Origin of the sequence: Bacillus sp. (in: firmicutes), from assembly GCA_017656295.1 — a bacterium.
Classification (GTDB): Bacteria; Bacillota; Bacilli; order Bacillales; family JACDOC01; genus JACDOC01.
Window position 1 is genome coordinate 24,086 of sequence record JACDOC010000012.1, and the last position, 21,973, is coordinate 46,058.

22 protein-coding genes and 1 riboswitch are annotated in these 21,973 nt (G+C 41.0%); of the genes, 19 read left to right on the forward strand and 3 right to left on the reverse strand.

Annotated features, from left to right (window positions below; translation table 11 throughout):
- Positions 1 to 160: 160 nt before the first annotated feature.
- Together H0Z31_10580 and ybaK are read left to right on the forward strand one after the other, a co-directional pair.
- Complete coding sequence (locus tag H0Z31_10580; protein ID MBO8177886.1) at positions 161 to 613, forward strand: DUF1284 domain-containing protein; 453 nt, start codon at positions 161 to 163, stop codon at positions 611 to 613.
- 111 nt (positions 614 to 724) lie between these two features.
- Positions 725 to 1,207, forward strand: coding sequence for a Cys-tRNA(Pro) deacylase (gene ybaK, locus H0Z31_10585; protein MBO8177887.1), 483 nt, complete (start codon positions 725 to 727; stop codon positions 1,205 to 1,207).
- A 63-nt stretch (positions 1,208 to 1,270) separates the two neighbouring features.
- On the opposite strand, the gene H0Z31_10590 is transcribed toward ybaK, so the two are convergent.
- Both H0Z31_10590 and H0Z31_10595 read right to left on the reverse strand, forming a co-directional pair.
- The gene (locus H0Z31_10590) at positions 1,271 to 1,873 is read right to left on the reverse strand and encodes a transposase (GenBank protein ID MBO8177888.1); all 603 of its coding nucleotides are present in this window, start codon (positions 1,871 to 1,873) and stop codon (positions 1,271 to 1,273) included.
- 234 nt (positions 1,874 to 2,107) lie between these two features.
- Positions 2,108 to 2,698: a biotin transporter BioY gene (locus tag H0Z31_10595; GenBank protein MBO8177889.1), complete on the reverse strand. Its 591-nt coding sequence runs from the start codon at positions 2,696 to 2,698 to the stop codon at positions 2,108 to 2,110.
- A 164-nt stretch (positions 2,699 to 2,862) separates the two neighbouring features.
- On the opposite strand from H0Z31_10595, the gene H0Z31_10600 reads away from it, so the two are divergent.
- From H0Z31_10600 to H0Z31_10620, 5 genes are all read left to right on the forward strand, one after another.
- Positions 2,863 to 3,237: a flagellar basal body rod protein gene (locus H0Z31_10600; GenBank protein MBO8177890.1), complete on the forward strand. Its 375-nt coding sequence runs from the start codon at positions 2,863 to 2,865 to the stop codon at positions 3,235 to 3,237.
- Positions 3,238 to 3,251: 14 nt separating this feature from the next.
- The gene (locus H0Z31_10605) at positions 3,252 to 3,896 is read left to right on the forward strand and encodes a PspA/IM30 family protein (GenBank protein ID MBO8177891.1); all 645 of its coding nucleotides are present in this window, start codon (positions 3,252 to 3,254) and stop codon (positions 3,894 to 3,896) included.
- 229 nt (positions 3,897 to 4,125) lie between these two features.
- Positions 4,126 to 4,848 (forward strand): cell wall-active antibiotics response protein, encoded by a 723-nt coding sequence (locus H0Z31_10610; GenBank protein ID MBO8177892.1) that lies wholly within the window; start codon positions 4,126 to 4,128, stop codon positions 4,846 to 4,848.
- On the forward strand, positions 4,845 to 5,882 hold the full coding sequence (locus H0Z31_10615; protein MBO8177893.1) for a sensor histidine kinase: 1,038 nt from the start codon (positions 4,845 to 4,847) through the stop codon (positions 5,880 to 5,882). Before H0Z31_10610 ends, H0Z31_10615 begins: the two co-directional genes overlap by 4 nt.
- A complete protein-coding gene (locus tag H0Z31_10620) occupies positions 5,875 to 6,513 on the forward strand; it encodes a response regulator transcription factor (protein ID MBO8177894.1) in 639 nt (212 codons plus the stop codon). Before H0Z31_10615 ends, H0Z31_10620 begins: the two co-directional genes overlap by 8 nt.
- 308 nt (positions 6,514 to 6,821) lie before the next feature.
- On the opposite strand, the gene H0Z31_10625 is transcribed toward H0Z31_10620, so the two are convergent.
- Positions 6,822 to 8,585, reverse strand: a complete 1,764-nt coding sequence (locus H0Z31_10625) for an alpha-glycosidase (protein ID MBO8177895.1) — start codon at positions 8,583 to 8,585, stop codon at positions 6,822 to 6,824.
- A 271-nt stretch (positions 8,586 to 8,856) separates the two neighbouring features.
- Between H0Z31_10625 and H0Z31_10630 the strand changes: the two genes are divergently transcribed.
- The 12 genes from H0Z31_10630 to H0Z31_10685 all read left to right on the forward strand — a co-directional run bounded on the left by H0Z31_10630 (position 8,857) and on the right by H0Z31_10685 (position 21,902).
- Complete coding sequence (locus H0Z31_10630; protein ID MBO8177896.1) at positions 8,857 to 10,128, forward strand: extracellular solute-binding protein; 1,272 nt, start codon at positions 8,857 to 8,859, stop codon at positions 10,126 to 10,128.
- Positions 10,129 to 10,197: 69 nt separating this feature from the next.
- Complete coding sequence (locus tag H0Z31_10635) at positions 10,198 to 11,610, forward strand: sugar ABC transporter permease (protein ID MBO8177897.1); 1,413 nt, start codon at positions 10,198 to 10,200, stop codon at positions 11,608 to 11,610.
- A gap of 1 nt (position 11,611) precedes the next feature.
- A complete protein-coding gene (locus H0Z31_10640; protein ID MBO8177898.1) occupies positions 11,612 to 12,451 on the forward strand; it encodes a sugar ABC transporter permease in 840 nt (279 codons plus the stop codon).
- A gap of 21 nt (positions 12,452 to 12,472) precedes the next feature.
- Complete coding sequence (locus H0Z31_10645; GenBank protein ID MBO8177899.1) at positions 12,473 to 14,824, forward strand: glycoside hydrolase family 31 protein; 2,352 nt, start codon at positions 12,473 to 12,475, stop codon at positions 14,822 to 14,824.
- Between the two features lie 255 nt (positions 14,825 to 15,079).
- Positions 15,080 to 16,111 (forward strand): LacI family DNA-binding transcriptional regulator, encoded by a 1,032-nt coding sequence (locus H0Z31_10650; GenBank protein ID MBO8177900.1) that lies wholly within the window; start codon positions 15,080 to 15,082, stop codon positions 16,109 to 16,111.
- Positions 16,112 to 16,278: 167 nt separating this feature from the next.
- Positions 16,279 to 17,103, forward strand: a complete 825-nt coding sequence (locus tag H0Z31_10655) for a hypothetical protein (GenBank protein MBO8177901.1) — start codon at positions 16,279 to 16,281, stop codon at positions 17,101 to 17,103.
- Between the two features lie 229 nt (positions 17,104 to 17,332).
- Positions 17,333 to 17,473 (forward strand): hypothetical protein, encoded by a 141-nt coding sequence (locus H0Z31_10660; GenBank protein MBO8177902.1) that lies wholly within the window; start codon positions 17,333 to 17,335, stop codon positions 17,471 to 17,473.
- A gap of 167 nt (positions 17,474 to 17,640) precedes the next feature.
- A complete protein-coding gene (locus tag H0Z31_10665) occupies positions 17,641 to 18,366 on the forward strand; it encodes a 5-formyltetrahydrofolate cyclo-ligase (protein MBO8177903.1) in 726 nt (241 codons plus the stop codon).
- A gap of 146 nt (positions 18,367 to 18,512) precedes the next feature.
- Positions 18,513 to 19,454, forward strand: a complete 942-nt coding sequence (locus H0Z31_10670; protein ID MBO8177904.1) for an alpha-L-glutamate ligase — start codon at positions 18,513 to 18,515, stop codon at positions 19,452 to 19,454.
- Positions 19,455 to 19,591: 137 nt separating this feature from the next.
- Positions 19,592 to 19,637, forward strand: a riboswitch (PreQ1 riboswitch).
- Between the two features lie 98 nt (positions 19,638 to 19,735).
- Positions 19,736 to 20,233, forward strand: coding sequence for an NADPH-dependent 7-cyano-7-deazaguanine reductase QueF (gene queF, locus H0Z31_10675; protein ID MBO8177905.1), 498 nt, complete (start codon positions 19,736 to 19,738; stop codon positions 20,231 to 20,233).
- A gap of 140 nt (positions 20,234 to 20,373) precedes the next feature.
- Complete coding sequence (locus H0Z31_10680; GenBank protein ID MBO8177906.1) at positions 20,374 to 21,462, forward strand: nitric oxide synthase oxygenase; 1,089 nt, start codon at positions 20,374 to 20,376, stop codon at positions 21,460 to 21,462.
- 68 nt (positions 21,463 to 21,530) lie between these two features.
- Entirely contained in the window at positions 21,531 to 21,902 is a 372-nt protein-coding gene (locus tag H0Z31_10685) for a helix-turn-helix domain-containing protein (GenBank protein ID MBO8177907.1), read from the forward strand.
- Positions 21,903 to 21,973 lie beyond the last annotated feature (71 nt).

Genomic DNA, 21,973 nt, shown 5'->3' on the forward strand with positions numbered 1-21,973 from the left:
AATGGTTGGGCGTTTTTGGTGTTTTGAGGAATGATTCGTTTTTAGTAAGGGGAAAAGAGTTTTGGATAAATAAATTGGAGGTTTTTTATGGGAAAATAGCAGAAAAGGGTTCCTTCTATACTATAATGGAAAGTAATCGGGGAGAAGAAAGGGAGATGTGATGAAACGTACGTTAAGAGGGCATCATTTATTATGTGTTCATGGTTTTCAAGGAATGGGGTATAGTCCAGCATTTGTAGAAAAAATGAGCGAAATTGTACAGGATATTCGCAATGACCGGCTTGATTTTCCGATTCGAGTAATTGAAGGATTAGATGAGGCGTGTCGAGCGTGCCCCCACCATGGAATCGGCCGATGTGAAGCAAGTGAACAATCGGATGCACACGTCCGCTTTCTCGACCGCAACGTCATCGAACACCTAGGACTCGAAAAAGGTAAAGAATATCCTAAATCATTATTAATCGCCCTAACCGCCACCAAAGTAAGACCCGAAGACCTAGACTCGCTCTGCAAAGGATGCTCCTGGCTATCTTATGGCATCTGCAAACAAGGAATCCAGAAACTGCGGGAAAAATACTTTAATGAAGTGGGGGACAGTCCCGCTGCACGTTAAAGGGTTAACGTTTTAGAGTAGTGGGGGACAGTCCCCAGTTGATTTAACGTATTAATGTGATAGGGGACTGACCCCAATATTGACCCCAATATATGTCGAGGTGTTAGATAGATGAAAAAAGTTGCTAAAACGAATGCGATGAGAATATTGGATCAGCAGAAGGTACCCTACGATATTTTTTCCTATGACACGGTAGATAAAAAAATTGACGGGGTTTCCGTTGCGGAGAAGATTGGAAAGCCATCAGAAGAAGTGTATAAAACGTTGGTGTGTCAATCACCAGATAAAGAATTATATGTGTTTCTCCTACCTGTTCATTTAGAGCTCGATTTAAAAAAAGCGGCTCAGCTTGTAGGGGAAAAGAAATTGGAGCTTCTCCCAGTAAGTGAACTACAAAAATGGACAGGTTACGTTCGGGGCGGATGTTCTCCTATTGGAATGAAAAAGAATTATCCAACATGGATTGATAAACACGCTGAACACCTATCCCACATCATCGTCAGCGCAGGAAAAATCGGACTCCAACTTTCTCTATCTGTATCTGATCTACTCCAAATCACTAAAGCACAACTAGGTGACATCGTAAAAGATTGATTTAACACTTTAAAGTTGTGCGGGACAGTCCCGCGATGCTTTAAAGCATCACGGGACTGTCCCCTATTGTTTTAAAGCTTTAATGAAGTGCGGGTCTGTCCCCTGCTTATTTAAAATGTTAAAGCGTTCCATATCTGTTTGTTCAACGAACTTTCGGTAGTGTTCTTTTTGAGGATGTGGGAAATAGGATAAGATTTTTTCGGTGGTGATGTGGGGGTTCGTTTGTTGGGTGATGTAGGCGGAGTAGCTACTCCATTTGTAGTTTTCGGGAGTTGTGACCATTTTAGCTTCTAGTGGATTTAGGTGGATATATCTACTGACATCTAGAAAGTAATCGGGGGTAACGATAAGTTTGGCACCGTATCGGCCTTGAAAAACGTGACCAACGAGATGGTAACGGTGGTTAAAGTAAATGGCATAACGAGTATGGAGTCTTTTCATAATGTCTTTAGGATGGTGATTGATTGTTTCCAATTGGAGATGGATATGGTTGGGCATAAGGCAGTATGAATGAAGATAAAAGGGGAAATAGGAGCGCGCATCTTCCAATAATTCCAAGTACATCAGACGATCTTTATCATCATAAAAAATCTTTGACCTCCGATTGCCTCGAGCGGTAATATGGTACATCGCTCCAGGAAACCAAACACGCGGCCTTCTCGGCATTCACAACACCTCTTTATTTTTTGTATCTAACCATCTATCCATATTCAACACAATTATTGATTTTCCTTCTTAAGAGTAAAATGAATGACACAAAGGGTACTTTAATGAATTAACTTAGTGAGGGACAGTCCCGCGTTACATTAATGCTTTACAACTTTATATGAACGCGGGACTGTCCCCACATCCTTTAAAGTACAAAAGCGGCCCTTTATTAGAGCCGCTTTTTACGTTAGTTTAAGCGATTTTTTTGTTGGCATTGATGGTAGGGATTTTGCGTAAGCGGTGGGCGAGGATGCCGGCGAAAATGGCTAATGTTAAGTCTTTTGGAATGAATAAGACCATCCAGCCCCAGGCCATGGTGTATGTGAAGCCTTCTGGTGCTGCTGCCCAAAGTTTAAACGCTAGGTACATCCAGTTCGTACCGACTAAATAGTTGACCGCTGTTCCGACGATGGCGGCGACAATGAATCTTCCAAATGTCGGTTTCGCTTCGACGATTTTTCCGGCCACATATGCTGCAAAAATAAAAGAAACGATAAATCCGAATGTTGGTGAAAGAATACTAGAAAAACCTCCCCCAAACTTTGCAAACACCGGAGCACCGAATAAACCAATCAACATGTATAAAAGCATCGAAATACTTCCTAACCGACTGCCTAGGATAACCCCTGCTAACACCGCAAAAAACGTTTGCAGCGTAATCGGCACTTGTCCGATCACCATGAATGGTGCAAATGACGTAATATTTGCCCCAATCGCCATTAACGCAGCAAATAATGGCGCAAGGACCATATCTCTTGTTGTTAATTTACCCTTTGTTTCCATGATTCCACCCCTTATGTAGTTCTCTCTTTTAGCATACGAACCCACAGGATATATGTCAACCTAAATTTAAATAAGGTTAACAAAAATACCGCTTAAAATACGCCTCGAGTCGTAGATGAAAATAAAGCTCGGGCTCGTTATGGGATATATGAAGAAAAGATAAGATGAAGACAAGAAAGGAGGGAACGCGGACGATGAAAAAGATTGCTTTATTTACACTAGGGATCATATTAGCCTGTATCATTTTAGCCCACCTTGGACCAATGATCGGCCTGCTTATTTCATCCATTATTTTCTACTATGCTTTCAAAAAATGTTTAAAGGCCGAAAAAACGAGCGTCAAAATTTTGCTAGGGACGATTGCGGTCATCGCCTTAATCGCCAGTTTGTCCAACATTCCTGCCGTCATCGGGCTGCTCGCCTTAGTGGGATTGTACTATATCCATAAAAACTGGAAAAAACAACCGTCATCACCTAAAGATGACGATCCGTTCACCAACTTTGAACGCGAATGGCAAAAACTACAACAAACTAATTGAAAGGGGTTATTGAAATGGGATTGTTTACACGATTAAAGCAAGTAATTGAAGCTGATTTACACGACTTAATCGATCAAAAAGAACAGAAAAATCCAATGGCGATGCTAAATCATTACTTACGTCAATGCGAACAAGAAGTGGAAAAAGTGAAAAAGCTCGTCGAACGCCATTACACGTTAAAAAATCAATACGAAAGAGAATGGCATGAAGCGAAAAAGATGGCTGAAAAGCGGAATCATCAAGCAGCCGTTGCTCAAGAAGCGGGAGCTGACGACTTATACCAATTTGCATCAACGGAACAACACCAATACGAAGAACGAGCACAACGCCTTGCCCAATTAAAAGAGCAAGCTGAAAAAGAACTCGAGCAACTCGAAAAAAAATACGAGCAAATGAAGCATAAGTTAAAAGATATGCACGTAAAAAAACTTGAACTGATGGGACGTGAAAACACGGCGCGGGCTCATTATCGCATGAACAAAGTATTAGATGGAGAAAAATACTCTGAAAAAGCGAACTCTCGTTTTGAAGAAATGGAGCGCTACTTAGACGAGCTCGAGCGAAAAGTAATGACACGCTATTATGAAAGTACAATTGATACAAAAATTGCTCAATTAGAAAAAGAGCTAAAAAATCGGGAAACAGTTTCGAACGAATAAAAAAACGTGGTATGCTTAAGGCATAGATCAAGTGAAACTTCCATCAGTGAGGGGCCCTTACAGATGGTTAGTTGAACGAATCGGGTTCTGACTGGCGCTTAACTCCTCTTAAACTACTTTATGTTTTGAAGCGGGAATCTTAGCGCCAGTTAGAACGGGTAAAAACAACGCCTGATTTGTCCTTAGCTTAACCAACAATGAGAAGAACAGAAAGGGGAGATGTCATACGATGAACAAGTACAACGGATGGTTATGGATTTTTTATATCGCTGTTGGACTTCTTTTGTTTGAAATCATTTTTTTAGATGGTGGCATACTCTACTTTCTGTTCTTTTCTTTTCTCTTCGTATACATCGGAAAAAAATATTACCATAAACTCCTTGGGAAAATCGTATTTTGGGTCAGCTTAGTAAACGCTGCTTTCGCCATTTTTCACACGTTAGCATTTCGCTGGGTACTATTTGCAGTCATCTTATACTTTCTTATCCAGTATGTGCAATCGAAAAAAACACGTTCGACCGTTCAAGTAGAGGAAATTCGAAAAAGCGGGACCACATCGGATGTTATTTTTCGTAAAAAGCCTTTTTTTCAAAATAAAATCATCGGGCGCCAAAGCACCCCGCAAGCAATCTACGAATGGGAAGATGTCAATGTACAAGGATTTGTAGGGGATATGGTCATTGACTTAAGCCAAACCGTCTTTCCAAAAGGGGAGGCCCTTATTTTTGTACGCCACCTCCTTGGAAACGTGCAAGTGCTTGTTCCGTACGATATGGAAGTATCCGTTCACGTGTCCGTTGTCGTTGGAACGGTCGATATTTTTCAAATGGTCAATGAGCGTGTCGTGAATGAATCCATTATTTTTCAAACGGCTGACTATCCAGAAGTGGAGCAAAAAATTAAAATCGTGACGTCGATGGTGGCCGGTCATGTAGAGGTGAAACGGGTATGAACGTCATCCAACGTCACCTCCTTTTCGGTTTCGTTTGTGCAGTCGTCATGGTCATCGGCGTCATTGGATTATATATTTTAACCTACCCGTTGGAAAAATGGTCCGAATGGTGGACAGAAAAAGTCGCAGGAATTCCATTTATATTGGCTGTTTTGCTATTACTTGTGTTCATCGGATTATTTTTAGGACTTTTTTTCGGGTGGTATTGGAAAAAACAATTTTTAACGATCGAACGGTCTCTATCTAATTTTCGTAAAAGCTCGCCATCAAAAGAATCTAACGAAACGAGCGTCGCTGAAGTAGAAGAAATTCTTTTGAAAATAAAGCAATGGCAGCAACAATTTCAAGAGCAGACGAAGCTCGCCCAAAAGTTAGCAAGCCAAACAGCAGAACAGCAAGAAAAGCTGATGCAAGAACTCGTAACAAAAGAGCGGAGTCGACTCGCCCGGGAGTTGCACGATTCAGTAAGCCAACAACTATTTGCCGCATCGATGTTAATCTCCGCCATTAATGAATCGGAAGACACCACTTTCCCTCAACTTTCCAAACAGTTACAAATGGTCGAACAAATGGTGCATCAATCGCAACTCGAAATGCGGGCCTTACTCCTTCATTTACGACCTGTACCGTTAAAAGGAAAGACGTTGCAGGAAGGAATGCTCGAGCTGCTTTCAGAACTTAAGCAAAAAGTTCCGATGACGATTCAATGGAAAATTGAACCGTTCCCTTTAGATAAAGGAATTGAAGATCATTTGTTCCGAATTTTACAAGAAGCGATTTCGAACACCCTTCGTCACGCTAAAGCGACTACGTTAGAAGTATTGTTTATTGTCCGTGACCAATTTGCCATATTACGTGTCGTTGATGACGGGGTTGGTTTTAACGTAGAGGAAGTCAAAACTACGTCGTACGGCCTGCAAACGATGCGTGAGCGTGCGCTTGAAATCGGTGGAAATCTTCAGATTGTCAGTCTTCCGGGAAAAGGGACACGACTCGAAGTGAAAATTCCGATAATGGAGGGAGACGATGATTAAAGTATTATTTGTCGACGACCATGAGATGGTGCGTATCGGTGTATCCTCGTACTTATCAACACAGCCGGATATCGAAGTCATTGGAGAAGCGGAAAATGGAAAAGAAGCGGTTGACTTAGCATTACAGCTCCGTCCCGACATCATTTTAATGGACCTGGTAATGAAGGAAATGGATGGCATTGAAGCGACAAAACAAATTATGAACGCATGGCCTGATGCCAAGATCATTATCGTTACAAGCTTTTTAGATGATGAAAAAGTGTATCCTGCCCTTGAAGCCGGTGCCACAAGCTACTTATTAAAAACGTCAAAAGCAAGCGAAATTGCGGATGCCATAAGAAAAACGTATCACGGTCAAACGGTGCTCGAGCCAGAAGTGACTGATAAAGTGATGGCGAAAATGCGTCGACCATCTACTCGCCTGCCACATGAAGAATTAACAAAGCGCGAGATGGAAATTTTATTATTAATGGCCAAAGGAAAAACGAATCAAGAAATTGCCGACGAACTGTTTATTGCCTTAAAAACGGTAAAAACTCACGTCAGCAATATTTTAAGTAAACTAGAGGTCCAAGACCGGACCCAAGCGGTCATTTATGCGTTTAAACATCATTTAGTCGATCCCACCTAATAAAAGTCAAGGTGGGATTATTTCTTTTGCTGATATTTTTGAGCAAGTAAAGCTTTTACTTGATTATACGTTAACCCAGACGCCCGGTTTTTCGCCTTTACTTCTTCGATATCAGTACCTGCAACTGTAAATCGCTTCGTAGGTTTCATCACCATTCCCTCCTTTCATATTTATTTTCTAATAAAACCATACAAATATGCGAGCAAAATCCCAAGGTTCAGCACTTTAAAGCATCGCGGGACTGTCCCCTAGTCCTTTAAAGTACAAAAAAGCTACCCCAATAGTATGAGGTAGCTGTTAGTTTGATTTTATTTTTTCTTCGACCAAATGACAAAATCATATGGACCGAGAGTAAGTGAATTGCCTGTAGAAATGTCGATACCATTCCATAAGTTTACGACGTTTCGATTGGCAACAACAGTTGGTAGTGCAATTTGTTGTTCCTCTTTTGAACGGTTCATAAAAATAAATACTTCTTCGTCTTCTGTCCATTTTTTATAAGCAAGGACATTGGGTATTGGGAAAAATTCAATGGAACCAAGATTACCAAATGCGGGTGACGTTCTTCGTAATTGAATGAGTCGCTTCACAGTTTCGAATAGTTCGCGGTTTTGTTTTTCTTCATCCCATTCCATACACTTACGGCAACCAGGGTCTTGGCCACCGGTTAAGCCGATTTCGTCTCCATAATAAATACATGGGCTGCCTTTAAACGATAATTGGAAGACGAACATGAGTTTCACTAGCTCTACATTTTCGTCGGCTTGAGTTAAAATACGCGGCGTATCGTGGCTTCCTAGTAAATTAAAGGCGACGTTGTTGACCGTTTCCGGGTATTGATGAAGAACGTGTTGAATTTGCTCGCCAAACGTCTGCTCGTCCATTTTTTGTTTGGCAAAATAATCGATTACGGCGTTCGTAAACGGATAGTTCATCACCGCATCGAACTGGTCCCCTTGAAGCCACCGCATCGAATCGTGCCAAATTTCCCCTAATATATAGACGTCCGGTTTGATAGCTTTGACCGCTTGGCGGAATTCACGCCAAAAATCATGATCGACTTCGTTCGCGACATCTAAGCGCCAGCCATCAATATCAAATTCTTCGATCCAATAGGTAGCGACATTTAATAAGTATTCTTTCACTTCTGGGTTTTGGGTATTTAATTTCGGCATGGTATGAACAAACGCGAACGTATCATAGCTTGGGACCGGCTCAAACGTAAGCGGAAATTTGCGAATATGGAACCAATCTTTATAACGAGATTTCTCCCCGTTTTTTAACACGTCTTGGAACTTATCGAAATAATATCCACAATGATTAAACACCGCGTCTAACATCACCCGAATACCGCGCTTGTGGCACTCGTTCACTAAACGACGGAACGTTTCCTTGTCCCCAAATTGTGGGTCAATCTCCATATAGTCGATAGTGTCATATTTATGGTTCGAAGGTGCTTTAAAAATCGGTGTAAAATAAATACCGGTGATGCCGAGTTCTTGCAAATAATCTAAATGGTCCATGACTCCTTGAAAGTCGCCTCCGAAAAAGCTGTCTGGTTTCGGGTCTTCTGATCCCCACGGAAGCGTCCCTTCAGGATTTAGCGAAGGATCCCCGTTGGCAAAACGCTCAGGAAAAATTTGATACCAAACCGTATCCTTTACCCAATCAGGCGCTTGGAATACATCGTTTGGATGTAAAAACGGGAAGCAAAAATAATACGCCACATCATCCAAAGGGGCGGATGGGAAAAAGCCGCGTTCGGTATATACAAGCGTTTCACTTTCATCGTTTAATTCAAAGCCATACCGTAATCGGCGATATTCCGGCTGAATAGCGACAAACCAATAATCAAATAGGTGATCGCATCCGGATTTAATCATTTCTTTTTTTTGAACAGACCAGCGCCATGTTCCATCTTCATCTTTACTCCAGCGATAAGGATCTTCGTATAATAGATGAACTGAATCAACATCATCTTTTTTCGTGCGTAGACGAATATGAAGCGTTTTTTCATCATATGCATAAGCGAAAGAATTCGTCGGACGATGATAAATGGCTTCTTTTAGCATTATGTCACTCCTTGCGCAAAGGTTTGCATTAATCGTAAGAAAATTCCAATGGGGATGTCAATATTAAAATGAAATTAGATAGAAAAAGAATAATAGTTTATTTGACAAAATTGTAAACGCTTAAAAAATTCCAAAAAATATATTGTCTTTTTGTTTAGGCTGGGCTAAAATAAAATCAAAATTAGTGCAAACGCTTTCCTAACTTAGAGACATAGTACTTCTTTTAAGTGTGCAAACGTTTGTACAATCATTTAGGGGGAGGTTTCATTTTATGAAAAAGAAGTTGTTAGCTTCGATGATGACAGCCGCTTTAGCGGTGGGTTCGTTAGCTGCTTGTGGTCCAAAAGATAACACAACTTCATCAACAGATAATGGATCAACAGACAGTGGGGAAAACAAACCTGAAAAATTAGTCGTTTGGGAAGACAAAGATCGTGGCCCAGCGATTGAAGCAGCAATTAAGAGTTTCGAAGAAAAATATGGAATTAAAGTAGAGTACAAAGAAGTTCCGATGTTAGACCAGCAAGATAAGTTACGTTTAGATGGTCCGAACCGTACTGGAGCGGATGTTGTTACGCTACCTCATGACCGTATTGGTCCACTTGTGACAGAAGGATTAATCGTTCCTCTTCATGTGGATGAGGAAGTTGTGAATCAATTCACTGAATCTTCCATTCAAGCAATGACATTCGATGGAGAATTATACGGTTTACCAAAATCTACAGAAACACCGGTTCTTATTTACAACAAAGCCCTTCTTGAAAAAGCTCCAGAAACAATGGATGAGCTTTATAGCTTTGCTAAAGATTTCTCAAAAGATGGAAAGTACGGATTTTTAGCGCTATGGGATAACTTCTATTTCGCGCATGGTGTCATTGGCGGATTTGGTGGTTACGTGTTTGGTGATGATAACGGTGTGCCAAATCCACAAGATCTCGGCCTTAACAACGACGGCGCTGTTGAAGGGGCAGAGTACATTGCGAAATGGTATCAAGAAGGATTATTCCCTAATGGTATTATCGGTGAAAACGGTGGCCAAACATTAGATGGTTTATTTACAGAGGGAAAAGTGGCTGCTGTTATGAACGGTCCTTGGGCGTTCCAAGGTTATCGTGAGGCTGGTATTGATATTGGGGTAGCTCCACTACCTACGTTACCAAACGGTGAACATGTGAAAACATTCATTGGGGTAAAAGGTTGGTACGTAAGCTCCTTTTCTAAACATCCGGAATGGGCACAAAAACTAGTTGAACATATTACAAATGCCGAAAATGCAAAAATCCGCTTTGAATTAACTGGCGAAATTCCACCTGTAAAATCTTTAATTGAAGATCCAGTCATTGCAGAAGATGAAGCAGCAAGTGCGGTAGCGATTCAATCCGGTTATGGTGTACCGATGCCAAACATTCCAGAAATGGGTGAAGTTTGGGACCCAATGGCATCTGCTCTTCAATTAACGGTTACAGGCAAACAAGAGCCAGCAAAAGCGTTGGATGAAGCAGTCAAAGCGATTGGACAACAGATTCAAACGAATCACCAATAATGTTTTTTAGTGGCAGTACTTCATCCGGAGTACTGCTACTCTCTTTCATTCAACGAATCATCAGTGGGGATGAGAAAAACCCCCGAAGCCACCTTAACGGGCAGTAATTTTCCCCCATCTCAAGAGTGGACCAAAGAAGGAAGTAGGGAGCAACAGCCCGTAAAGGTCCGATTAGTGTTCAAGAAAGGAGCATGTCTCGTGTCAACAAACACCACACGGCATAGTAAAGTCGCCTTCATCTTATCTCTCCTTCTTGCTGGTCTCGGGCAGCTATATAATCGTCAATTATTAAAAGGTTTCTCCTTTATTATTTTAGAAGTAGCTTATCTAATCGCTTTTTACGATTTATTTAATATGGGTTTTTGGGGACTTTTTACCCTTGGTGAAGTCGTTCGACGTGACCATTCTATTCGTTTACTGATTCAAGGAATTTTAGCGGTTATTGTTCTGGCATTTGGAATTGGGTTTTATATTTTTAACGTTGTCGATGCGTATCGTAACGGGAAAAAGCGCGAGGAAGGTATTCCATTACCTACGATTAAAGAACAATTTAAGCATTTATACGATTACGGTTTCCCTTACTTAATGATTTCACCAGGACTTTTTTTACTTATTTTTACCGTGGTGTTTCCATTAATTTTTATGGTGTTATTAGCGTTTACGAACTATGATCTATACCATTCTCCACCAGCTAAACTTGTCGATTGGGTTGGGTTTGAGAACTTCAAGAAAGTTTTCACGTTAGATATTTGGCGTGACACAATGATGAAAGTTCTCGCTTGGACGATTATTTGGACGTTCGTTGCAACGACCGGACAAATCATCATCGGTATCTTCTTAGCTGTTATCGTGAATCAAAAAGATTTAAAAGGAAAGGCCATTATTCGGACCATTCTCATTCTTCCATGGGCGGTACCAGCATTTGTAACAATTTTGATTTTTGCCAATATGTTTAACGAAACCTTTGGGGTGATTAATACATCTATTCTCCCGTTCTTTGGATTGGATGCCATTCCATGGATGACCGATGTGAACTGGACACGTACAGCGGTAATATTGATACAATTTTGGTTAGGATTCCCATTTGTTATGGCGATGACAACTGGGGTGTTACAAGCGATACCAGATGATTTATATGAAGCCGCTACGATGGACGGGGCAACACCTTGGCAAAAGTTTCGTAACATTACGTTGCCGATGATTTTATACGCAACGGCTCCCATTTTAATTACGCAATACACGTTTAACTTCAATAACTTCAATATTATTTACCTATTTAACAGCGGCGGACCAGCAATCGTCGGTCAGCAACAAGCGGGTGGTACCGATATTCTCATTTCGTGGATTTATAAGTTAACGTTAAATTCTGCTCAATACAGCATTGCAGCAGCGATCACGTTAATACTTGGGATTATCATTGTAACCTTTGCGGTGATTCAGTTTAAGAGAACAAGATCATTTAAAGAAGAGGATTTGATGTAATATGAGTATGAAAACAGCGAAAATCATCCGCTTAACGTTGTCTTATCTCGTCTTGTTTGTTGCGATGTTTATCGTTATTTATCCCATTTTATGGGTCATCGGGGCTTCATTAAATCCAGGAAACAGTTTAATGAGCTCCACGATGATTCCTGAAAATCCGACGCTTAGCCACTATCAAGACCTGTTTGGAGAGGATTCCTTGTTCCTGCAATGGTATTGGAATACGTTAAAAGTGTCAGGACTTACGATGATTTTTTCCGTTATTTTAGTCGGACTGACTGCCTATGCGTTTTCACGTTACCGCTTTACCGGTCGTAAATATGGACTCATGACGTTTTTAATTTTACAAATGATTCCCCAATTTGTAGCAATTATCGCTTTATACGTGTTACTTTCCATGTTAAAGCTGATGGATACTCATCTAGGATTAATTCTCCTCTATGTAGGTGGGGGAATTCCGATGAATACGTGGTTAGCGAAAGGGTACTTCGATACCATTCCGCGTGAGTTAGATGAATCCGCTCGGATGGATGGTGCCGGTCACTTACGCATTTTCTTCCAAATTATTTTGCCGTTATCGAAACCGATTTTAGCGGTAGTGGCTTTGTTCTCGTTCATCGGACCGTTTGCCGAGTTTATTTTAGCGTCATTGATTTTACGTTCAGAAGAAAAATACACCCTCGCTGTTGGTCTTTATAGCTTAGTGTCCGACCAATTTAACAATAAATTTACGGAATTTGCTGCTGGTTCCGTCTTAATTGCGATTCCAATTGCGTTATTATTCTTGTCTTTACAAAAATATTTTGTGTCAGGTTTAACGGCTGGAGGAACGAAAGGGTAAAAAATCGAAAGGGTGGTAGTGATGATCGATACGAGTTTTATGATCCATCCAGGAAAAAATCAATCGAAAACGTCTTCAACTTTAAAAGACATCGGTTCCGTCCGTCAAGTAGCAGTCGAGGATGGAACGATTCATCTTCAATGTGAAAATGGCGATGTCGCGATTTTGTTTTACACCGAAGAGATTGTTCGTGTGGTGATGAACCCGTTACAAACGCCAACATTAGCTACGTCAGTGGCGGTGATTAAGGAGCGAGAAGATGTATCATTTGAAATGGAAGAGTATAGCGAACGCCTGCTCATCGCCACTCGTAAGCTGCAAATCGATCTTCATAAGTCGCCGTTACGCATCGCTATAAAAGATAAAACAGGTCGCCTTCTTGTCAAAGATGGAGAAAAGGGAATGGGCTATACGAACGAACGCCATGTCATTGGGTATAAAGAAATGAAGGAAGAAGAGTATTTTTACGGATTCGGAGAAAAAACGAGCTTTTTAAACAAGCGCGGCGAAAAAATGACGATGTGGAACTCCGATGTATACGCCCCACATAATCCGGAAATTGATGCGTTATATCAATCGATTCCGTTTCTCCTCGCGTTAAACGAAGGGAAGGCGTACGGCTTATATTTTGATAACACGTTTAAAACGGTCTTTGACTTAAAATCAAGTGACAACGAGTATTCATTTTCAGCCGAAGGGGGACAACTCGATTATTACATTTTCGGCGGACCGACGTTAAAAGAGGTTATTCAACAATACACATCACTAACTGGACGGATGCCACTACCACCGAAATGGGCCTTTGGCTACCACCAATCTCGTTATAGCTATGAAACGGCCGAAGAGGTTCGGGAATTAGTCAATCAGTTTCAAAAAAGGAACATTCCTCTTGATGCGGTTTATTTAGATATTCATTATATGGATGGTTATCGCGTATTTACGTTTGATCCGTTCAGCTATCCACACCCAAAAGAGCTGGTAGAAGAACTGAATCAAGCTGGGGTGCATGTAGTTCCGATTGTCGATCCCGGAGTAAAAGTGGACTCCGAGTACGATGTGTATCGTGATGGTGTAGAAAAAGATTTATTTTGTAAATATATGGACGGAACGTTGTATACAGGGGACGTGTGGCCTGGAAAAAGCGTCTTTCCTGATTTTCCAAATAAAAACGTCCGAACGTGGTGGGGGAACCAACATTCATTTTATACAGAGTTAGGTATTGAAGGCATTTGGAACGATATGAACGAACCAGCTGTTTTTAACGAAACGAAAACAATGGATGTTCAAGTCGTTCATAACCAAGATGGTGAAAAGAAATCACACCGGGAACTTCATAATGTGTATGGTTTGTATATGGGTGAGGCCACCTACAGTGGATTAAAACGATTGCTAAACGGAAAACGGCCATTTGTTCTGACGCGGGCCGGTTTTTCGGGCATTCAGCGATATGCTGCTGTATGGACCGGGGATAATCGCAGCTTTTGGGAACATCTCCAAATGTCCTTACCGATGTGTATGAACCTCGGGATGTCAGGGATTCCGTTTTGTGGTATTGATGTTGGAGGATTTGCTCATGATTGTACACCAGAGTTGTTCGCCCGGTGGATCCAAGTAGGAGCGTTTTTCCCGTTTTTCCGTAACCATAGTGCGATTCAAACGAAAAGACAAGAACCGTGGATGTTCGGTGAAAAAGTAGAACAAATCGCCAAAAAGTACATTGGGTTACGGTATCAATGGTTGCCATATATTTATACCCTCTTCCGTGAAGCAGCTCAAACAGGAGTTCCTGTGATGCGACCAATGGTTTTGGAATATCCACAAGACAAGGAAACATACGAAATGCATGATCAATTTATGCTCGGTTCGGATGTGCTGATTGCTCCAGTGATGTCACCAAGTCAAAAGTATCGTGTCGTCTATCTTCCGGAAGGTGAATGGTATAACTATTGGACCGATGAAAGGATCGTAGGCAGCCAATATATCATGGTTGAAGCTCCTCTTGATACACTACCGATTTTCATCAAAAGTGGGGCCATTTTGCCTCATGGTGAAGTGAAAAGGAATACCGCTGAAGCGGACCGTCAATTGACCATTCATTTGTACGGTAATGAAGAAGGAACTTCCACTTTTACATTGTATGAAGATGATGGAACCACATTTGAGTTTGAACAGGGTTGTTATTTCGAACAGAACATTGAAGTTCATTATACATCGACCAACGTGAATATTGAATGGAACAATGTCCACCAAGGACTAACGCCTGCGTGGGAAAAAATCGTCTTTGTTATTCACGGAGCCGAAAATCGACAGGTGACGTTAAACGGTCAAGTTGTCGATTCATCTGCCACTTTTTTTGAAGTAAGAACGAAGTAACACCATCCCCCTGTTTCTAAGGGGGATGTTTTATCCCGTTTGAACTGGCGTTAAGACTCCCACTTCAAAACATAGCATATTCAAAGAAGTTTAAGTGGGAGAAAAGCAATCGTAAGCACCCGATTCGTCGACTAACCATCAGTGGGCTGACTTTTGAAAATATGAACTGGCATTAAAAAACGACCCCTCTCCAGCACGGATGGTGTCGAATGACCAAAAACATAGTACAATAAGATGAACGGAGGAGGGCATGACATGAGAGTGACGATTAAAGATGTCGCGAAATTGGCGAATGTGGCCCCATCGACCGTATCGAGGGTGATTGCAGATAGTCCACGAATTAGTGAGAGGACAAAAGTAAAAGTTCGTGAAGCGATGGAGCAGCTCGGGTATCATCCCAACTTAAATGCCCGAAGCTTAGCAAACAAATCGACCCAAGCTTTAGGAATCGTCATGCCAAGCGCGACAGGGAAAGTGTTACAAAATCCATTCTTCCCAGAAGTGATTCGAGGAATCAGTGCTAAAGCGTATGAAGAGGAATATGCCCTTTATCTGACGACGGGGCAAACAGAAGAAGAAATATTTGAAGATGTTGTCAAAATGGTGCAAGGAAATCGAGTCGACGGCATTGTCCTGCTATACTCAAGAGTTGATGATCAAATTATGCACTATTTATACGAAAAACAATTTCCATTTGTGGTAATCGGAAAACCTTATAAATATACAGATGAAATTCATCATGTTGATAACGATAATGTAAAAGCAGCGTTAGAAGTAACGGATTATTTAATTTCTCTTGGTCATGAACGTATCGGTTTTATTGCTGGTACGTTAGATTTAGTCGTTACGATTGACCGGTTACAAGGCTATGAACGGGCGATGCGTCTTGCCAATTTACCATATCGAAACGAATATACGATTTTCCAAGAGTTCGTTCAAGAAAGCGGAAAAAATGCGGTGAAAAAATACCTCTCGTTAAAAGAGTTTCCAACGGCTCTTATTGTTACCGACGATATTATGGCCCTTGGGGTATTAGCCGCCTTACATGAAATGGGGATTCGTGTTCCCCAAGATGTGTCCGTTATTAGCTTCAACAATTTAATGATTGCCGACTACACTCAACCGGCGCTATCCTCCGTTGAGGTGAACATATTTGATTTAGGATACGAGGCAGCGAATTGTTTATTACAGGCGATTCACCATCCGCAAATCGCAGCGAAACAAATTACGGTGAATCATGAAATGATCCTCCGACAATCGTGTGCCCCTTTACAAAAAAATGATTAACCGTTAAACCGTCGTCTATAAAAGGCGACGGTTTTTTCGTCATAAAAATTTCATCATTTCATCTTCCTAATTTCATAAATTTTATTCGTTTTCGTCATATGATTGACATATTTGCTGGGTACACTTTGAAGTGTAAACAACATTAACCAAAAATAGGAGGATGATGAATGATGAAAAAGAAAACGATCGGTGTATTAACAACAGGCATTTTATCTTTAGGAGTGTTAACGTCTATTCCAGCTTTTGCAGAAGAATCACCTGAAGCCGAATTCTCTTATGAAGATTCATTTGGCAGTGAAGCCCCTTTTGACATGGAAGAGCACTACGGAGATTTTAAAGGGAAACATATGGGCCACCATCATCAGTTCATGCATAAAGGAAAAAATATCAATTTTATTTTAAAGGGAATTGAAACATATGAGATTGAAACAGAAGGAAAAACGTTAAAAGAAGTAGCGAATGAAGTTCGAGAAGCACATTTGTTCGAAGAAGCCGACAAGCTAGGTATTGAAACAAACGGTAAAGAATTAAAAGAAATTGCGAAAGAAGTAGCTGAAGCGAAACTTCTCCAAGAAGCTGAAACATACGGTATTGAAACAGAAGGAAAGGAATTACGTGACATTCGTAAAGAAGTAAAAGAAGCGAAATTATACGAGAAAGCAGAAGAATTTGGCATCTCAACGGAAGGAAAACAGTTACGTGAACTAGCGAAGGAAGTTCGTGATGCAGCCATTGTCTCTAAAGCGGAGGAACTAGGAATTGAGACGGAAAGAAAAGAAACGAGAGAACTGCACAAACTAATCCATGAAGCGCAACTTCTCAATAAAGCTCAAGAACTAGGCATTGAAACAGACGGCAAAGAATTAAAAGAGATTAAAAATGAAGTCTTTGAGGCGTTAAAAGCGGAATTAGAGGAATTAGGTATCATTTTCCCTGACCACGATGACATAACGGAACAGACGAAGCTTGAAGAAGAGGCAGACGAAGCATGATCATCCACCTCGAATCCTCGGTCTTGATGATCGGGGATTATTTGTTTTTATTGCTTTTCATTCAACTTGAGATGAAGGAGATGAACGCCAAGACATCGAACTTTACATCCACGGGATAATAAACAAAACCCAAAGGTCGGAATTGGCATCGAACGTAAAGTAAAATCGGATAAACGGAAAGTATCGGCATCGAACGTAAAGTAAAATCGGATAAACGGAAAGTATCGGCATGGAACGTAAAGTAAAATCGGATAAACGGAAAGTATTTGGCATCGAACGTAAAGTAAAATCGGATAAACGGAAAGTATTTGGCATCGAACGTAAAGTAAAATCGGATAAACGGAAAGTATCGGTATGGAACGTAAAGTAAATCAGATAAACGGAAAGTATCGGCATGGAACGTAAAGTAAAATCGGATAAACAGAAAGTAATCAGCAGACAGTTGATATATATAAGAGATTACCGTACAGAAAAAATGCTAAAAAATAATTTATAATAGCAAAATTTTTTAGTAATCATCATGAAAGGAGCAACTCCATGATCGACAAAGACACAATTCGTCACCGCGTTTGGAACACGTTAACCGAAAAAAAGCTCGGCAGGTTCCCGTTTCCGCTTACCCATCGTATCCCAAATTTTAAAGGAGCAGAACAGGCGGCTCATCACGTGACCTCATTAAAAGAGTATCAAGAAGCGAAAACGGTGAAAGTCAATCCAGATGCCCCCCAGCTTCCTCTGCGAACGCAAGTGTTAGTAGATGGAAAAACGTTACTTGTGCCTACTCCACGGCTACGCGCAGGATTTATCCTTGTAAAACCAGAGTGGGTACCGAAAGGAGAGGAACGAAAAGCCGCCAGTTTAAAGCATATTCGGACGTATGGTCAGGAAATAGCGTTAACCGAAATACCGACGATTGATTTGTTTGTAGCTGGTTCCGTCGCTGTCACCAAAGATGGGCGCCGTATCGGAAAAGGGGAAGGATATTCTGATCGGGAATATGCCATTCTTCGGGAGCTTGGTCAACCGCACATGCCGGTGGTGACGACCGTTCATTCGGTTCAAGTAGTGGAGGAGGATGTGCCAAAAGACCGGTATGATGTAATCGTCGATTGGATTGTCACAGAACAAGGATGTATGAAGACCGATTCCCCATACGAAAAGCCGAACGGAATTTATTGGGAAGAAGTAACCGATGAAGAAATGAATGAAATGCCGGTTTTGAAAGAGTTATGGGAGATAAAGAAAAAAGTAAAACGAATTTAATGGGACATTTTCATCGTAGGCAAAGGCATAATTATCTTTTAAAGAGACATTAACGCTCAGTCGTTTTAAAAAATATGAGTTCCCACTACATTCACTATATGGTACTGTAAAGGTAACTAAACTTATCAACTTTATGGGGGATAAAGATGAAAAAAATTTACGTTATCCATGAAAATGAAGAGTGGACCGTTCATTTAACAAGACGATTAAATGAATTACAGCTACCGTATGAAGAATGGTTTTTAGATAAAGGAATGGTCCCGTTATGGGAAGAGCCGCCGCATGGAGTGTTTTATAATCGGATCAGTGCGTCTTCACATACGCGTGATCACCGGTTTGCACCGGAGTTAACGGGAGCGGTATTGACCTGGTTAGAACGTCACGGCCGGAAAGTGATTAACGGTTCAGGAGCGATTCGTTTAGAAGTAAGTAAAGTCCATCAATATATGGCGCTTCAACGTCATGGCATTCAAACGCCGAAAACGATCGCTGCGGTAGGGAAAGAGCAAATCATAGAAGCAGCGAAACAATTAAACGCTCCTTCCTTTATTACGAAACATAATCGTGCGGGAAAAGGATTAGGCGTTCAACTGTTTCATTCGGTTGACCAGTTAGCCGACTACGTCAATGGCCCTACGTTTGAAGAGCCAATCGATGGAATCACTCTGGTGCAAGAATATATTGAGTCACCAGACCAATCGATTATTCGCTGTGAATTTGTCGGCGGGAAGTTTTTATACGCTGTTCGCGTCGACACATCCGAGGGGTTTGAATTGTGTCCGGCGGATGTTTGCCAAATTGGCGATGCCTTTTGTCCGGTAGGAGAGGATACGAAGCAACGACCTAAATTCGAAATTATTGAAGGATTTAAGCACCCGATTTTAGCGAAATATGAAGACTTTTTACGTGAACAAGGCATCCACATAGCGGGTATCGAAATGATACAAGATAAAAATGGCAACGTGTACACTTACGATGTAAATACGAATACGAACTACAACAAAGAGGCAGAAGAAAAAGCAGGCCAATACGGTATGCTTGCGATTGCGCAATATTTAGGGGCGGAATTAGTTAAATTAGGTGAATAAGATTGTATAATTCCTATATTAAATAGAGGAATGCCTTCCTAGTGAAGGCCCTTTTTCGTTTCATATCCTTTCCATTGACAAGGACCTGTGAATTCTCTACTATTAAGTTTGTGAAACAACTGGATAACCCCGTGTAGACGGGAGAGGTTCATAGCTTAACCCTCTATAAAAAACTATGGATTTGCATTCGCCATATCCATGGAGGGTATGGTTTTTTTGTTTTTCAAGTTCATAGTTCCTCTCCGTCCTCCCTACACGGCAGGTGAAAAGGAGGATTACCCATGAGTGGAAGAAAAGATGAAGAATTAAAAGATTTAAGCTTACTAGGTAACCAAGGAACGAAATACATTTATGAATATTCACCTGATATTTTAGAGGCATTTGACAATAAACATCCTGACCGAGATTATTTTGTCAAATTTAATTGCCCAGAGTTTACAAGCTTGTGTCCAAAAACTGGCCAACCGGATTTTGCAACCATTTATATTAGCTACATTCCTGATAAGAAGTTAGTCGAAAGTAAATCGTTAAAATTGTATTTATTTAGCTTCCGAAATCATGGTGATTTTCATGAAGATTGTGTCAATATTATCATGAACGACTTAATCGACTTAATGGATCCAAAATATATTGAGGTATGGGGAAAATTCACTCCTCGAGGCGGCATCTCCATTGACCCATATTGCAATTATGGGAAACCGGGAACGAAATACGAAAAAATGGCCGAATACCGTTTAATGAATCATGATCTATATCCAGAAAAAGTCGACAATCGATAGAGATGAGTGGCTTTCGCTGCTCATCTTTTTTTACATCTTTTTCATTCAAAGAATATTCACGAAACTGTCACCATTAAGACCAGGACAAAATGTATTATTTCAATAAGATGGATATAAATTGTATGTAACGGGTGAACAACATGGAACAACAACGGTTATGGCAAGAAGCGTCGACATTTATTGATGTTTGTTATAAAGAACTCGGAAAGAGCGAAGCGGATATCGAAAGGCGAAAAAAAGATATTCGTGAAGCGATTGAGCGGGACGGATTTTATGAGCATACGTATGAAGAGTTAGCTCACGGGGCGCGCATGGCGTGGAGAAACAGTAACCGCTGTATTGGGCGACTGTTTTGGCAATCGTTACACGTGTTTGATGCACGCGGTGCAAGGACTGAAGAAGAAATTTATGACCATTTAATCCATCACATTGATTTTGCCACGAATGAAGGAAAAATTCGCCCAACGATTACCGTGTTTGCGCCGGAACACAATGGGAAAGAACAGGTTCGTATTTGGAATCACCAGTTAATTCGGTATGCCGGTTACGAAACGGACGAAGGCATCATCGGTGATTCTTCCTCCATATCGTTTACGAAAGCGTGTCAGTCGTTCGGTTGGCAAGGGGAAGGAACGCCGTTTGATGTTCTGCCGTTAGTGATCCAAGTAAATGGTCAACAACCAAAATGGTTTGATATTCTAAAAGAAGTCGTAAAGGAAGTTCCGCTTGAACATCCAGAGTATCCTTGGTTTGCTGACTTACAGTTAAAATGGTATGCGGTACCGATTATTTCGGATATGTATTTAGAAATTGGCGGCATTCGGTACACCGCAGCCCCGTTTAACGGGTGGTACATGGAAACGGAAATCGGTGCGCGCAATTTAGCAGACGACTATCGGTACAACATGCTCCCAACGATCGCCGAGTGGATGGGACTGGATACAAGTAAAAATAGCACGCTATGGAAAGATAAAGCACTCATTGAGTTAAATATCGCGGTACTTCATTCCTATAAAAAACACGGTGTGAGCATCGTCGATCATCATACCGCTGCGCAACAATTTAAATTGTTTGAACAACAGGAAGCTGCCGTCTGTCGTCATGTAACGGGTGACTGGACATGGCTCATTCCGCCAGTCTCACCAGCAACGACCCATATTTTTCACCAACCGTATGACAACACGATGATTTCACCGAACTTCTATTATCAAAAACGACCGTATGAGTAAAACTTCATGATTAAATTAGGTGTTTGTGTTAAGATAGATATATAGTAAAAAATGGAAGGATGAATGAGTTGGGCGTCAAACAAACGATAGTAGCTTCTATAATTCTGGCGATCTCGATTGTAGCGGGCTGTTACTTGATTTCTGCCAAAAATGACCTTGGTGTCCACAACGGATTGGAAAGTCAACAAAATGATCAAGGAAGTGTTCTCCTAGATATAGATGAAGCTGCTAAGCTCCTTGGTTTATCGACAGAAGAATTAAAAAGAATTATCAAGACAGAACAATTACATTTAGACCGAAATAGTAGTTTTTCAGGTACCATGCTGCCATATACAGTGATTGATGGGACGGTTTATTTTGAAAGATCTACTCTTTTACAATGGGCTCAAGCTATTACGTTAGAACATCGAAAATACATGGATGGCACGGTACATCAATAATATTGGAAACGCCCGGGCTTTGGCCACGGGCGTTTTCGTTTTGTATGTTCAAACAGGTATCCTATATGCCG

Excerpts from the sequence above, each read along its gene's own strand:
- ybaK (MBO8177887.1), top strand. The coding sequence starts at position 725 with ATGAAAAAAGTTGCTAAAACGAATGCGATGAGAATATTGGATCAGCAG.
- H0Z31_10605 (MBO8177891.1), top strand. The coding sequence starts at position 3,252 with ATGGGATTGTTTACACGATTAAAGCAAGTAATTGAAGCTGATTTACAC.
- H0Z31_10580 (MBO8177886.1), top strand. The coding sequence starts at position 161 with ATGAAACGTACGTTAAGAGGGCATCATTTATTATGTGTTCATGGTTTT.
- H0Z31_10630 (MBO8177896.1), top strand. The coding sequence starts at position 8,857 with ATGAAAAAGAAGTTGTTAGCTTCGATGATGACAGCCGCTTTAGCGGTG.
- H0Z31_10590 (MBO8177888.1), bottom strand. The coding sequence starts at position 1,873 with ATGCCGAGAAGGCCGCGTGTTTGGTTTCCTGGAGCGATGTACCATATT.
- queF (MBO8177905.1), top strand. The coding sequence starts at position 19,736 with ATGAGTGGAAGAAAAGATGAAGAATTAAAAGATTTAAGCTTACTAGGT.
- H0Z31_10640 (MBO8177898.1), top strand. The coding sequence starts at position 11,612 with ATGAGTATGAAAACAGCGAAAATCATCCGCTTAACGTTGTCTTATCTC.
- H0Z31_10660 (MBO8177902.1), top strand. The coding sequence starts at position 17,333 with ATGGAACGTAAAGTAAAATCGGATAAACGGAAAGTATTTGGCATCGAA.
- H0Z31_10655 (MBO8177901.1), top strand. The coding sequence starts at position 16,279 with ATGATGAAAAAGAAAACGATCGGTGTATTAACAACAGGCATTTTATCT.
- H0Z31_10635 (MBO8177897.1), top strand. The coding sequence starts at position 10,198 with ATGAGAAAAACCCCCGAAGCCACCTTAACGGGCAGTAATTTTCCCCCA.
- H0Z31_10595 (MBO8177889.1), bottom strand. The coding sequence starts at position 2,698 with ATGGAAACAAAGGGTAAATTAACAACAAGAGATATGGTCCTTGCGCCA.
- H0Z31_10625 (MBO8177895.1), bottom strand. The coding sequence starts at position 8,585 with ATGCTAAAAGAAGCCATTTATCATCGTCCGACGAATTCTTTCGCTTAT.
- H0Z31_10670 (MBO8177904.1), top strand. The coding sequence starts at position 18,513 with ATGAAAAAAATTTACGTTATCCATGAAAATGAAGAGTGGACCGTTCAT.
- H0Z31_10610 (MBO8177892.1), top strand. The coding sequence starts at position 4,126 with ATGAACAAGTACAACGGATGGTTATGGATTTTTTATATCGCTGTTGGA.
- H0Z31_10665 (MBO8177903.1), top strand. The coding sequence starts at position 17,641 with ATGATCGACAAAGACACAATTCGTCACCGCGTTTGGAACACGTTAACC.
- H0Z31_10615 (MBO8177893.1), top strand. The coding sequence starts at position 4,845 with ATGAACGTCATCCAACGTCACCTCCTTTTCGGTTTCGTTTGTGCAGTC.
- H0Z31_10680 (MBO8177906.1), top strand. The coding sequence starts at position 20,374 with ATGGAACAACAACGGTTATGGCAAGAAGCGTCGACATTTATTGATGTT.
- H0Z31_10620 (MBO8177894.1), top strand. The coding sequence starts at position 5,875 with ATGATTAAAGTATTATTTGTCGACGACCATGAGATGGTGCGTATCGGT.
- H0Z31_10650 (MBO8177900.1), top strand. The coding sequence starts at position 15,080 with ATGAGAGTGACGATTAAAGATGTCGCGAAATTGGCGAATGTGGCCCCA.
- H0Z31_10600 (MBO8177890.1), top strand. The coding sequence starts at position 2,863 with ATGAAGACAAGAAAGGAGGGAACGCGGACGATGAAAAAGATTGCTTTA.
- H0Z31_10645 (MBO8177899.1), top strand. The coding sequence starts at position 12,473 with ATGATCGATACGAGTTTTATGATCCATCCAGGAAAAAATCAATCGAAA.